Origin of the sequence: Microbispora catharanthi (assembly GCF_006334915.2) — a bacterium.
Taxonomy (GTDB): Bacteria; Actinomycetota; Actinomycetes; order Streptosporangiales; family Streptosporangiaceae; genus Microbispora; species Microbispora catharanthi.
In genome coordinates, this window is the sequence record NZ_VDMA02000027.1 from 55,428 (window position 1) to 67,364 (window position 11,937).

General features: G+C 71.3%; 13 protein-coding genes. 6 read left to right on the forward strand and 7 right to left on the reverse strand.

Annotated features, from left to right (window positions below; all coding sequences use genetic code 11):
* Window positions 1-29 precede the first annotated feature (29 nt).
* Entirely contained in the window at window positions 30-422 is a 393-nt protein-coding gene (locus FH610_RS36085; protein WP_139579728.1) for a hypothetical protein, read from the forward strand.
* On the opposite strand, the gene FH610_RS36090 is transcribed toward FH610_RS36085, so the two are convergent.
* Window positions 388-1,248 (reverse strand): pentapeptide repeat-containing protein, encoded by an 861-nt coding sequence (locus tag FH610_RS36090; RefSeq protein WP_139579729.1) that lies wholly within the window; start codon window positions 1,246-1,248, stop codon window positions 388-390. The two genes, FH610_RS36085 and FH610_RS36090, sit on opposite strands and share 35 nt — an antisense overlap.
* Before the next feature lie 126 nt (window positions 1,249-1,374).
* Between FH610_RS36090 and FH610_RS36095 the strand changes: the two genes are divergently transcribed.
* Both FH610_RS36095 and FH610_RS36100 read left to right on the forward strand, forming a co-directional pair.
* The gene (locus tag FH610_RS36095; RefSeq protein WP_139579730.1) at window positions 1,375-1,845 is read left to right on the forward strand and encodes a hypothetical protein; all 471 of its coding nucleotides are present in this window, start codon (window positions 1,375-1,377) and stop codon (window positions 1,843-1,845) included.
* Window positions 1,846-1,990: 145 nt separating this feature from the next.
* Window positions 1,991-3,079 (forward strand): DUF4037 domain-containing protein, encoded by a 1,089-nt coding sequence (locus tag FH610_RS36100; protein ID WP_139579731.1) that lies wholly within the window; start codon window positions 1,991-1,993, stop codon window positions 3,077-3,079.
* Here FH610_RS36100 and FH610_RS36105 read toward each other — a convergent pair.
* From FH610_RS36105 to FH610_RS36120, 4 genes are all read right to left on the reverse strand, one after another.
* A complete protein-coding gene (locus tag FH610_RS36105) occupies window positions 3,076-4,716 on the reverse strand; it encodes a beta-N-acetylhexosaminidase (RefSeq protein WP_139579732.1) in 1,641 nt (546 codons plus the stop codon). The two genes, FH610_RS36100 and FH610_RS36105, sit on opposite strands and share 4 nt — an antisense overlap.
* Before the next feature lie 94 nt (window positions 4,717-4,810).
* Window positions 4,811-5,686, reverse strand: coding sequence for an N-acetylmuramoyl-L-alanine amidase (locus tag FH610_RS36110; RefSeq protein ID WP_139579733.1), 876 nt, complete (start codon window positions 5,684-5,686; stop codon window positions 4,811-4,813).
* A 66-nt stretch (window positions 5,687-5,752) separates the two neighbouring features.
* Window positions 5,753-6,019 (reverse strand): hypothetical protein, encoded by a 267-nt coding sequence (locus FH610_RS36115; protein WP_079315186.1) that lies wholly within the window; start codon window positions 6,017-6,019, stop codon window positions 5,753-5,755.
* A 114-nt stretch (window positions 6,020-6,133) separates the two neighbouring features.
* Complete coding sequence (locus FH610_RS36120) at window positions 6,134-7,237, reverse strand: LacI family DNA-binding transcriptional regulator (RefSeq protein ID WP_139579734.1); 1,104 nt, start codon at window positions 7,235-7,237, stop codon at window positions 6,134-6,136.
* A gap of 222 nt (window positions 7,238-7,459) precedes the next feature.
* Between FH610_RS36120 and FH610_RS36125 the strand changes: the two genes are divergently transcribed.
* The gene (locus tag FH610_RS36125) at window positions 7,460-8,182 is read left to right on the forward strand and encodes a TetR/AcrR family transcriptional regulator (RefSeq protein ID WP_240809397.1); all 723 of its coding nucleotides are present in this window, start codon (window positions 7,460-7,462) and stop codon (window positions 8,180-8,182) included.
* A gap of 234 nt (window positions 8,183-8,416) precedes the next feature.
* Here FH610_RS36125 and bldC read toward each other — a convergent pair whose 3' ends face one another.
* Together bldC and FH610_RS36135 are read right to left on the reverse strand one after the other, a co-directional pair.
* Window positions 8,417-8,620, reverse strand: a complete 204-nt coding sequence (gene bldC / locus FH610_RS36130; protein WP_013133571.1) for a developmental transcriptional regulator BldC — start codon at window positions 8,618-8,620, stop codon at window positions 8,417-8,419.
* A gap of 520 nt (window positions 8,621-9,140) precedes the next feature.
* On the reverse strand, window positions 9,141-10,007 hold the full coding sequence (locus tag FH610_RS36135; RefSeq protein ID WP_139579735.1) for a DUF8083 family protein: 867 nt from the start codon (window positions 10,005-10,007) through the stop codon (window positions 9,141-9,143).
* 134 nt (window positions 10,008-10,141) lie between these two features.
* Between FH610_RS36135 and FH610_RS36140 the strand changes: the two genes are divergently transcribed.
* Both FH610_RS36140 and FH610_RS36145 read left to right on the forward strand, forming a co-directional pair.
* Window positions 10,142-11,260, forward strand: a complete 1,119-nt coding sequence (locus FH610_RS36140) for a Leu/Phe/Val dehydrogenase (protein ID WP_139579736.1) — start codon at window positions 10,142-10,144, stop codon at window positions 11,258-11,260.
* Between the two features lie 151 nt (window positions 11,261-11,411).
* Complete coding sequence (locus FH610_RS36145) at window positions 11,412-11,642, forward strand: DUF3073 domain-containing protein (RefSeq protein WP_079315184.1); 231 nt, start codon at window positions 11,412-11,414, stop codon at window positions 11,640-11,642.
* The last annotated feature ends 295 nt before the right edge of the window (window positions 11,643-11,937 follow it).

The window sequence follows — 11,937 nt, forward strand, 5'->3', positions numbered from 1 at the left end:
CGCCTGCGCCGCCGGTAGGGTGATCCGCCATGGGTGCCCTGGTCGACTACTTCACCGCCGATTCCGACCCGTCAGCCCGGCGTGCCCTGTCCGCCGGGCCGGGTGCGGTCGACCTGCCGTACGTCGACTGCAAGGGGTGGCTCGACGAGCTCGACACGCTGGTCGCCGAGCTCAGCGGACGCGACCTCAGCGAGTTCGGCGACGCCGAGACGGTCGTGGGGGACGACGAGGGGCCGGCCCTGGAGCGCATGGCGTCCGAGACCGTCGAGGCGCTCGCCGCCGTGGACGACGCGCGGCTGCGCGAGTACGCCGAGGAGGAACTGCTCGACGAGTTCGAGGTCGAGCAGTTCACGGCCCTGCGCGACCTGGCCCGCACGGCCATACGGCTCAACCAGGGGATGTACTGCTGGATGTGCCCCTGAACGCCTCGAACAGCTCCTCGCGGAGGGCGGGCGGCAGCCTGCGGCCCATGTCCGGCGGGCTCACCACCGCGTGGTCGTCGTTGCGCTCCACGGCGTTTCCGGCGAGGAACTCCAGGCTGAAGCGGGCCTTCTCCCGGTGCTTCTCGACCGGCCAGGTCTCCACGAGCGGCAGCACCGCCCGCACCCGCGCGGTCACACGGTCGAGGAGCGCACAGCCGGGCGGGGGCCAGCGCTGCGCGTGCAGGTCGATGTGCCTGAAGGCGACGTCGTCCAGCTCGGCGGCGGTGAAGTCGTTGCCGGTGAACGCGTTGCGCTCCCTGCCCAGCGCGGCCTGCTCATCCATGGGGCGACCCCAGAAGTTGATCTCGCGGAGCCGCCCGGAGAAGACGCAGTCGAGGAACTCGGCCTGCATCGTGAACGTCTGCTGCCTCAGCCGGGCTCGGTCGAACACGCACCTCTCGAACCGCACGTTGCCGAACGAGGTGAGCGGCGCGAAGCGCGTACGCCGGAACACGCAGTCGCGGAAGACCGACTGCGGCCAGCTGACGCGGTCCCACGTCCCTCCGGCGGCGGTGGCGCCCATCGACAGATGCTCGAAGGTGGCGCCGGTGAAGTCGCATCCCTCGAACTCGCTGGAATGAGAGCTGAAGTCGGCGAACCGCGTTCCGGAGAAGTCGACGTTCACCAGCCGGGCCCGGTCGAAGCACACGCCCGGCACTCCGGGCGGCAGCTCGAAGCGCTGGTCGCGCAGCTCGCCACGGGCGATCCAGTCTCGCCGCCACTCTTCCGGGCTCGGCCGCAGGCTGAACCGCTCGGACGCGCTCACGCGGTCCGCCCGCCGCGGCCGTCGCCCGCGGAAAGGCGAATCACGATCATGCGCTCCGAAAGTACGAGATCATGCATGCGCGGAGTCTCGCAGCCCGCCCCGACAAAGCTAAGCGAGCGACCCCCCATGAGCGCCATCTACGACCAGGCCGACGGCGAGCGGATCGCCGTGGCCGACAGCGGTGATTCCGTGAGCATCATCAACCGCTCCGGGAGGATCGTCGTCGCCAAGAAGGACGTACGCAGGCTCGCCGAGCGGGTCCTCGCCGCGGCGGGCCGGATGGCCGTCGTCCTGTTCCCGCCGGCCCTGCGGAAGGACACGCTGTCGGTCTCCGGCCCGTCCGGACGGTGGAAGGTCCGCGTCTCGCCGAAGAACGGCGCGCGCGTCCTCGTCGAGGTCGATCCGCAGGGTCTCGGGCCGGCCGAGGCCTACGAACTCGCCGCCGCCGTCGCGGTGGCCGGGCGCCACATCGGCGACGCCGCACAGGCCGACCTGCGCCTGACCGCGAGGATCCGCGAGGTGATCGACACCTACCAGGGCCTCGACGCGGAGAAGATCGCGGCCGCCATCGTCGCCGAGGTCCTCGACGGAGCGTGACACCCCGCCCGCCGCGTCCCCGGCACGCCTGATCGTGACAGTGCCCGCCGTATCTCCACCGGCACCTGCGGGCCCGCGCAGACGCGCGGTGACCCGGGGAAAAGCCGGTTGCCCCGTGCGACGGAGTCTGCGGAGGATGTCGGCCATGGGAGACGGGCACGTGCGCGGACTGGAGCTGTCGCGGCGGTTCTACCTGGAGGCGGTGGCACCGCTGCTGGCGCGGCGCTTCGGCGGCCTCACACACACGGCGGCCCTCCTCGGGCCGGGTTCGGAGGTGCTCGGGTACGACACCGAGCGGTCCACCGACCACGACTGGGGTCCACGGCTGCAACTGTTCCTGAGCCCCGAGGACGCCGCCGTCCACGGCGAGGCCGTGGACGCCGCGCTCGCCGGGAGCCTGCCGCCGGACTTCCTCGGCTATCCCACGAACTTCGGCCCGCCCGGGGCTGACGGCACCCGGCACATGGAGACGTCGGACGGGCCGCTCCGGCACGGAGTCGTGGTGGCCGACCTGACCGCGTGGCTCACCGGGCATCTCGGGTTCGACCCGATCGCGGGCGTCGGCCTGTCCGACTGGCTGGCGACGCCCACCCAGACGCTCGCGGAGATCACGGCGGGAGAGGTCTTCCACGACGGCCTGGGCCTGCTCCTGCCGGTGCGCCGGCGCCTCGCCTGGTATCCCGGCGACGTCTGGCGCTACATCCTGGCCTGCCAATGGCGGCGGATATGCCAGGAGGAGGCGTTCGTGGGCCGCGCCGGCGAGGCCGGTGACGAACTGGGCTCGGCCGTCACCTGCGCTCGCCTGGTGCGCGACCTCATCCGGCTCGCCCTGCTCATGCACCGCCGCTACCCGCCGTACGGCAAGTGGCTGGGCAGCGCCTTCGCCGCCCTGCCGTGCGCCCCGGCTCTGGCGCCCGTGCTCAGGGCGGCCATGTCGGCTACCGGGCGGCGGGACCGCGAGCACCACCTCGCCGGCGCCTACGAGGCCCTCGCGGCCCTGCACAACGCCCTCGGCCTCACCGCGCCCGTCGATCCGCGGACCCGGCCCTACCACAACCGGCCCTACCGGGTGCTGCGCGCCGAGCGCTTCACCGAGGCGCTGCTGGAGACCATCGCCGATCCGGAGGTGCGGCGGTTGCCTCTGACCGGCGCGGTGGACCAGTACGTCGACAGCACCGACGTGCTGGGCGACCGCCCCCGCGTGCGGCGCGTCGCCGACGCGGCGCGTCGTTAGAGGCTGGGCCGGGTGGAGTCGGCCGACAGGCTGAGCTCGTGCAGGTGGCGCATCACGTCGTGCACGGCGACGGCGCCCGGGCGGTGGCGACGCCATCCGCTGCCGCCCCGCTGCCAGGGCCGGGGGCCGGACAGCGGGCGATACTCCACGCCGAACGCGTCCAGCCGCGCCAGGTGGGCCTCGACGCGGCGGGCGAAGTCCTCGGGCCCGGCCGGGCCGCCGGTCCACGCGACCTCGGCCGCCGCGCAGCCCCGGGGCCAGGCGCGGTAGTCGAGCGTCCGGCCGTCCGGGATGCGCTCGCTCCACAGCTGGAACTGGACGCCGATCACCCGGGCACGCTCCTCCTCCGGCCACTCGGGCGGCGCGGGCGCGAAGGCCGCCACATCGGCCACGGTGATCGCGTCTCCGAGGCCGGCCGGCTCCTCGGGCGAGGCCGCCTCGGCGTAGTCGAAGTACATCGGGAAGACCGGCGTCGCCACCACGTCGTGTCCCGCCGCCGCGGCCCGGCGGGCGACGTGCTCGCCGCGCCAGGGCATCACGATCGTGTCCGGCCGCAGCCTGCCGCTGACGAACGCCTCGTCCCACACCACCGTGCGGCTGCCGTGTTCGGCCAGCGCGTCGGCGAGCCGCCGCAGGAACCAGGCGTGCAGGTCACCCGTGCTCTCCAGGCCCAGCGAGGCCTGGTGGGCCGAGATCTCGGCCGATGCCGCCCAGTCGTCGAGGACGCACTCGTCGCCGCCGATATGGAAGTAGGGCACCTCGCCCAGGGCGTCGGCGATCTCGGCGAACACGGTGGTCAGGAAGTCGACGGTCGCCGGAAGCGGGGACAGGATCGCCGGCGAGATGCCCCACCGGTCCAGCACCTCGTAGCGCTCCTCCGGCCGGGACGCCAGCGCGGGATAGGCGGCAAGCACGGCGGAGGCGTGCCCCGGCACGTCGATCTCCGGCACGACGGTCACCGCGCGCGCCCGGGCGTATGCCGCGATCTCCGCCAGGTCGGCGAGCGTGTAGTGGCCGCCGTGGGGGACGCCGTCGAAGGCGAGTTCCTCCCCCTTGTGGCTGGTGATCGTCCGCGGGCGGTGCGAGCCCACCTCGTGCAGCAGCGGGAACGCCCTGCTCTCCACCCGCCAGCCCTGGTCGTCGGCCAGGTGGAGATGCAGCCGGTTCAGCTTGTGCAGCGCCATCAGGTCGATCATCCGCAGCACCTCCCGCTTCGGCAGGAAGCTGCGGGCCACGTCGACGTGCGCGCCGCGCCAGGAGAACCCGGGCCCGTCCTCCACCCGCCCGCAGGGGACCGTCCAGGACGTCCCGGGCACGAGGGCCGACCGGAACGCCTCGGCCGGCAGGAGCTGCCGCAGCGTCTGCCCGGCGTAGAAGGCGCCCGCCCGGTCTCCGGCCGCGATGCGCACGCCGTCGCCGGCGATCGTCATCGCATAGGCCTCCGGCCCGAGCCGGGGGTCCTCCTCCACCCGCACGGCCGACGTGGCGGCGTCGCCGGGCCTGAGGTCGAGCACAGGGAGCGCGAGCCGTACGGCGTCGGTGAGCGGGGCCGGGCCCGACACGGCGGAGCCGGGCGCGATCTCGGCCGACCCCGAGCCCGTCTCGACGAGCCTCGGCAGGGGAAGGAGATGCTTCATGCCGCCGATGATGCCAAACCCCATCGGCGGTCCCGCCACTCCGTCCACAGCCCCCTGAGAGCCGCCGAGAGCCGCTGAGGGCCCTGAGGCGCGATCAGCGGGCGGAGGTGAGGTAGTCCGCCAGGCCCTTCGCCAGCGACCGCGCCATCCTCGCGCGGAACGCGGGGTCCTTGAACCTGGCGGCGTCCTTGGCGTTGCGCATGTTGCCGCACTCGATGAAGATCTTCGGCACCGTCGACAGGTTGAGCCCGCCGAGGTCGCTGCGGTAGTTCAGCGCCTGCTTGCCGATGTAGGTCGAGTACGGCAGGCCGGTGCCGCTGCGGAAGGCGTCCCGCACGTTCTGACCGAGCCGCGCCGAGTCCTTCACGACCGGATCGACCGGCCCGCCGATCTTCTTCGGCATGATGATGTGGAACCCGCGGAGGTTCGCCGCCGCGCCGTCGCCGTGGATGGAGATCGCCGCGTCCGCGTGGGCCTTGTTCCCGATGGCGGCCCGCTGGTTGATGCAGGGACCCCACTCGGTGCTGCTCGTCCGGGTGAGCTTGACCGTGGCCCCTTCGGCTTTCAGGAGCTTCGCGAGCCTGTTGGACACGTCCCAGGTGAAGGCCGCCTCGGTGTAGCCGTCGTTCGTCGACGTGCCGGTCGTGTCGCAGGCCTTCTTCTGGTTGAAGATGTCGACCAGCTGGTTGATCTCCTTGGTGTGGCGGAAGTTGCCGCCGTTGTGGCCCGGGTCGATCACCACGACCTTCCCCGTCAGCGGCAGGGCCTCCGTCTCGGAGGAGGCCGTACGGGTGGTGGGGACGGTCGTCCCGGCGGCGTCAGACTGGTCCTGGGTCGCGGCCGGCCGTCCGAGCTGGGATGAGGTGGCGGGGGCCGCGGCCCCCGTGTCGGAGACCTCAGCGCCGCCGCAGGCGACGGCTCCAACCCCGCACAGGGCCAGGGCTGCGGCGGCGAGTGGTCGTCTGATCACGGTCGAAATCCCTTCCCGGAGGTGTGGTCTCCCCAACCTAACCGGAACGGAGTCGTGATCAGACCGTTACGCCGGAAACCTGCCCACCCACGCCGGCTCGGGGACCTCCTGCCGATGCAGGAGAGCGGCCAGCTCACGGGCGTCCTCGGCGTCGAGGCCCAGCACCACGCGGGGCCGTCCCCAGGGGTGGTCGATCGAGTGGGCGACGTAGCTCGCCACCGACTCGGCGACGTCCTCGCTGCCCAGCCCCCGGCTCTCCCTCCAGTGCGCCCAGGCCCGCTCCAGTTCGCCGGCGGCCCGCTGAGCGCAGGAGACCAACTCAGGATCACGCATGAATCCCCCCGATTCCCGGTCGCCGGTCCGCGGGCAGCCCTTCCGCGACCCGCCGGGGGCCGGCGCCACGGCTGAAGTCAACACCGGCCGCGAGGGGACACGTCGGTGATTGACCTAGCTTTGGCCACCACTTGGAGCGGGCCCGGTGCTGCGCCGTACGACGAGCTGCGGGCTCACCTGCCGCAGCCGGGCGGTCTTGCCCGGCTCGGTGATGCGGTCGCTCAGCAGTGCCGCCGCCGAGCGGCCCATGGCCCGCCGGGGCTGGTCCACGCTGGTCAGCGAGATGTGGGTGACGGCCGCGAGATGGGTGTTGTCATATCCGACGACCGACAGGTCCTCGGGCACCCGTAGCCCCAGCTCGCTCGCCGCGGTCAGTACGCCCATGGCCACGATGTCGTTCGCCGCGAAGATCGCCGTCGGCCGGGGGTCGCGCTTCAGCAGCGCCAGCGCCGCGCGCCGGCCGCCCTCCTCGCTGAAGTCGCCGTGCTCGACCATGATGTACGGCGCCAGCGCGTGGCGGCGCATGGCCACCAGATAGCCCTCGCACCGGCAGCGGGCGGCCGACGAAGGAGCGCCCTCGATGTGGGCGATGCGCCGGTGGCCCAGCTCCACCAGGTGGTCCACGGCGTAGCGGGCGCCGAGCTGGTCGTCGTCGACGACGATGTCCACGCCCTCGAGCTCGACGTCGCGCTCGCCGACCACCACGGTGGGCGTATAGGCCGCGGCCTCGGCCAGCGTGTCGCTGGACGGCGCGACCCCGAGCAGGACCAGGCCGTCCACCCGCAGCTCGAGGAACGCCTCGACGGCCTCGTCCTCGAACGCCGGGTCCCAGCGGCCGCTGCCGATCAGCAGCCGCAGCCCGTCGCCGTGCAGGCTCTCCTGCAGGCCGTCGAGGAACTCCGCGTAGAAGGGGTTGTGCAGGTCGGCCACGAGCGCGCCCACCAGATGGGTGCGCCCCTCGACCAGGCTGCGGGCGACCGCGTTCGGGCGGTAGCCGAGCTCCCGGGCGGCCTGGAGGACCGCCTCCCTGCGGTGCTCACTTACGTGCGGGGAGCCCCGCAGCACGAGAGACACCAGCGACTTGGAGACTCCTGCCCGCTCCGCCACGTTGCGGATCGTCGGGCGTGGCCGCGGGCTGAACCCATCGGACAGTCCGCCGGCGGGGATGGCGACCCCGACGTCTTTCCGGGCAGTGGTCTGCATGGACGGTCCTGACATGGTTCTCCCCACGATGCGTGGACGTGCACCTGACACACCAAACGATCGAGTTGCCCTGAGGGTACGGGTTGATCGCGGTAAGACAGGATCCTTCCTCTAATCGGGCGTTGGGAAGGTTAGCCGCACCATGGGAAGGACGGCGGAGCCGGGAGGGGGTTCCAAGGGGAAGCCTTGATATGGCCGCTCCCCCTCTCAGGGGGCCGATTCGCTAGGGTGCGGGATGTGAGTGCCACAGGCCAAGCGGAAGACGGGGCACGGCCGGCGCGCCGCAGGCTCAGCGTGGACCGGCGGCGTGAAGAGCTCATCGCCGCCGCGCTCGAGCTGTTCAGCAGGCACGACGCCGAGGACGTCTCGATCGACGACGTGGCGGCTTCCGCGGGCGCGTCGAGGGCGCTCGTCTACCACTACTTCGGTGGCAAGCAGGAGCTCTACGTGGCGGCCCTGCGCAGCGCGGCCGCCGAACTGCGGGCGCGGTTACAGCCGCAGGGCGAGGGCGGGCCGCTGGAGCAGCTCAGCTCGGGCCTGACGCGTTATTTCGACTTCGTCGAGGAGCACGCGGCCGGCTTCGCCGCGTTGCTCAGGGGAGGCCCGGCCAATCGCGCCGGGGAGATCGGCGAGATCGTCGACGGGGTGCGGCAGCGCATGCTGCGCATGATCGTGCATCAGATGGGGGTCGACGCGCCCGGTCCGGCGTTGCGCGTCACGCTGAGGTCGTGGGTCGCCTCGGTGGAGACGGCCGGCCTCGACTGGCTGGAGCACCGCGACATGGAGCGGGCCGAGCTGGAGCGCCTCCTGGTGGACCAGATGGTCGCGCTCCTGCGGGCGGCGAGCGGGCACGATTCCCGGGTGCGGGTGCTGCTGGAGACCCTGCTGCCCGTGCACCCTGCCTCTGAGAACCGGGCCTCTGAGAACCGGGCATCTGCGAATCGCGAGGCCGTTCCCTGAACCCCTCACGGCGTTCGTGAGACGTTCCGAGGCGCGAAGGCCAGGGCCGTACGCATGGGGAGACGGGGGGAACCACCGGGGGCGAACGGACCGTGTACGCGGGGAGGCGCCGGGCGGGCGGCGCCGACCCCAGATCCCCTCCCATGACCAGTAGCGGTCACGGGAGCGTGGTGGACGCGCTCACATCCCCGACGCGAGCGCGCCGTCGTTCCCCCGTGGCGTGACGGCCACGTCCTACTCGGACCGCTGCTGCGGAATCCCCGCGAGCAGTGCCCGGACCTCGGTCTCCCGGTACCGCCGGTGACCGCCGAGGGTGCGGATGGACGTCAACTTGCCCGCCTTCGCCCACCGGGTGACGGTCTTGGGGTCGACGCGGAACATCGTGGCGACCTCCGCCGGGGTGAGCAGTGGCTCGGCCTCGGGTGTACGAGCTGACATTTGTGCGGCCTCTCCTCCGTTGGACCGCCGGCAGCGATCCTGCGACTTGTCTGGCGCAAGTGCCTCTTCCGCCAATCCCTGCCCCGTCGCGTCGGCCGGAGCGGCATTGTCCGCCTCGCCCGCGAGAACTCCTCGCAGGCTCGGACCTTCCGCGGGCCCGGAGTCGTCGCCGACAGCGCTGTGTCGGCTCCTCCTCCGCCTAGCGATGCACCACTCTGGACACCGCTGCGTTCGGGCAAATCTTGTCGGTCGCGGCACTGTCACGGATGTCCTTCAATGATCCAAAAACGTGCGGTTTCTAGGATCATTTACGGCATCACCCGATGTGACCATACAGCCACGTAGCGCGATTGGCGAGCCCTCTGGGCACAACGTCTCGACCACGGGTTGATGTCACGCTCGGTGATTCTAGCGACACGTTTCGTGGTATCGCAGTGAAAACGGCAAACTACTCAGTTCGTAGATGTGAGATCGACTATGTCATGACCAGAATCGGCAGGTCAGGGAATGTTCCTGACCGTCAGTTTGCCGACTCGAGGGCGCGGATCGACCTCCAGCGGAGAATCACCCGCTGATACATCGCGAAGGCAAGTTCTTCCTGACCGTTGTCCAAACCCGCGAGGGCGGTCGCCACCTCGGCGACGGACTGGTCGCCCTGGAGGGTCCGGTCGTCCATCAGGTGGACGAGGCCGCCGTAGTCGAGCTCCACCAGCGAATGGGGGTGGAACTCCTCCAGCCAGCGGCCCACCTCCTCGACCTCGGTGAGGGCCGCCACCTGCCCGACGTGCCTGCGGATCACCACTAGCGCCCGGGCCACCCGGCGCCGGGCCTGCGCCATCGAGGTGACGTACAGCATGTTCCTGGGCGGCGCGGCGGTGGTCTGCGCGCCCGCCTCGGCCGGCTGCTCCGAGCCCAGCACGAGCCAGCGCTCGGCCGAGTCGAACGGCACGAACCACGCGATCGGCACATGCCACGTGCTCGTGCGAATGTGGGTGCGCAGGGACTGCTCTCCCCGCTTGAACCGGTCGAAGTCGTCGGCGGTCTGCTCCGCGATGGCCTGGGGCACGAACCGGGAGGCGAGCTTGACGGGGACGCTCCCGCGGAACGACGCGAACGCCAGCCACGACCGCAGCCTGCTCTGCCAGGGGCAGACGTACAGCGTCTCCTCAACCCGGCGCAGGTACGCGTTGGGGCTCTCCCGCTCGGGCGCCGGCAGCGGCGGGACCGGCAGCAGGCGGCGGACCGCCTCGCCGTGTTCGACCTCGAGCGCGCCCGCCCGGCGCGGCCGGTCGCGCGACTCGGCGTACCGGACCCAGCGAGCCTGATCCTGCGGGGCGAAAGCGGTCAGCGGCTCGTACACACGGAGATAGGCGGCGTAGGGGAGCACACCAGAATCGTGCCACGTCGCGGGACGCATGTGCAGCACCGTCCCGGCTTTTCATGATCGTTTTGCGGGTACATCGGATAAGCTGAAGGCCGATCGCCGCAACGAGGCGGCGTACACGATCAGGAGTCACCACCGTGACCGACGTTTTCGGGCTGTCCCACAAGGATTCCAGCTCCGGCGGCGACACGAACCCCGCCCAGCCGGTGCGACACGAACAGGTCGTCTTCTGCTCCGACGAGCGCAGCGGCCTGTACGCCATCATCGCGATCTACAGCACCGCCCTCGGACCGGGGCTCGGCGGCACCCGGTTCTACCCCTACCAGAGCGAGCAGGCCGCACTCGCCGACGTGCTCAACCTCTCCCGGGCCATGGCGTACAAGAACGCGCTGGCCGGCCTCGACCACGGCGGCGCCAAGGCCGTCATCATCGGCGACCCCGCGACCGACAAGAGCGAGGCTCTCCTGCGGGCCTACGGCAGGTTCGTCCAGTCGCTCGGCGGGCGCTACTACACGGCCTGCGACGTGGGCACCTACAGCGAGGACATGGACGTCGTGGCGCGCGAGTGCTCCTACGTCACCGGCCGCACCCAGGCGCACGGCGGCGCGGGAGACTCCTCCATCCTCACCGCCTTCGGCGTGTTCCAGGGCATGCGGGCCGCAGCCGACCACGTGTACGGCGCCTCCTCCCTGAGCGGCAGGCGGGTCGGTGTCGAGGGGGTCGGCAAGGTCGGCCACCGCCTGGTCGAGCACCTGCTCGAGGACGGCGCCGAGGTCGTGGTCTGCGACGTCGACGAGCAGGCCGTCGAACGGGTGCGGCAGCGCCACCCCGCCGTCGAGGTCGTGCCCGACGCCGCCACACTCGCGGCCTCCGACATCGACGTGTACGCGCCCTGCGCCCTCGGCGGCGCGCTGGACGACGAGACCGTCCCCCGGCTGAAGGCGAAGATCGTCTGTGGTGGGGCCAACAACCAGCTCGCGCATCCCGGCGTCGAGAAGCAGCTCGCCGAGCGGGGCATCCTGTACGCCCCGGACTACGTCGTGAACTCCGGCGGGGTCATCCAGGTCGCCGACGAGATCGAGGGCTTCGACATGGGCCGGGCCCGCGCCCGGGCGGCGAAGATCTTCGACACGACCTTGAGAATCTTCCGCTCGGCCGAGGAGGAAGGCGTCCCTCCCGCTGTCGCAGCGGATAGGCTGGCAGAGCGGAGAATGTCAGAAATCGGTCGGCTAAGGGGTATTTGGCTCCGGCGCTGACCGCCGCCGCTCGTACGACGTACCGAGCGGCGCACAAACCAGGTACGGTAATAGGCGAACGAGAGACTGACGCCTGAAGTCAGGTGGCGTCGGTGCGCGGTGCGTTAGTGACGAGGGGTCGGGCACGGCCCCGCATGAGGGGGTCGAGCCAATGGGGCGCGGCCGAGCCAAGGCCAAGCAGGTCAAGGTCGCCCGTCAGCTGAAGTACAACAGCGGCGGTACGGATCTTGAGCGCCTGCGCGCGGAGCTCGGAGTCGTGGACGCCGACGATTCCGGCCACAGTGACGAGCATGACCCTTACGACGAGTTGGCTGATCGCTACGCCGATTACGCGGCCGTCGACGACGACGACGGCGACGATGATCGCCGTGGGCGGCGTTGACCCGGTTCTGATCGCCAGGTGAGTGACCCGGCGGGGACGTTCCCGCCGGGTTCTCTCAATGTCCGCGAATCGCTCTCCCACGAGCCTCTCGCCTCCGGTACGGAGACGGGTGCGGGGTGAGAGTCGGCCGGCCGCGCGGTGTTGCGGTCGGCCGCATATATGGCCAGACACGGTCACGGCCGGTCGGCGTGATCGGCGTGTCTCCTCATTGTCGAGTCGTCGTCGAGTCGCCCAGGCCGGGGCCGTCGTGGTCGCCGTCACGGTGCGATGCCCGGGTGCTCGCAGCGGCGAACCC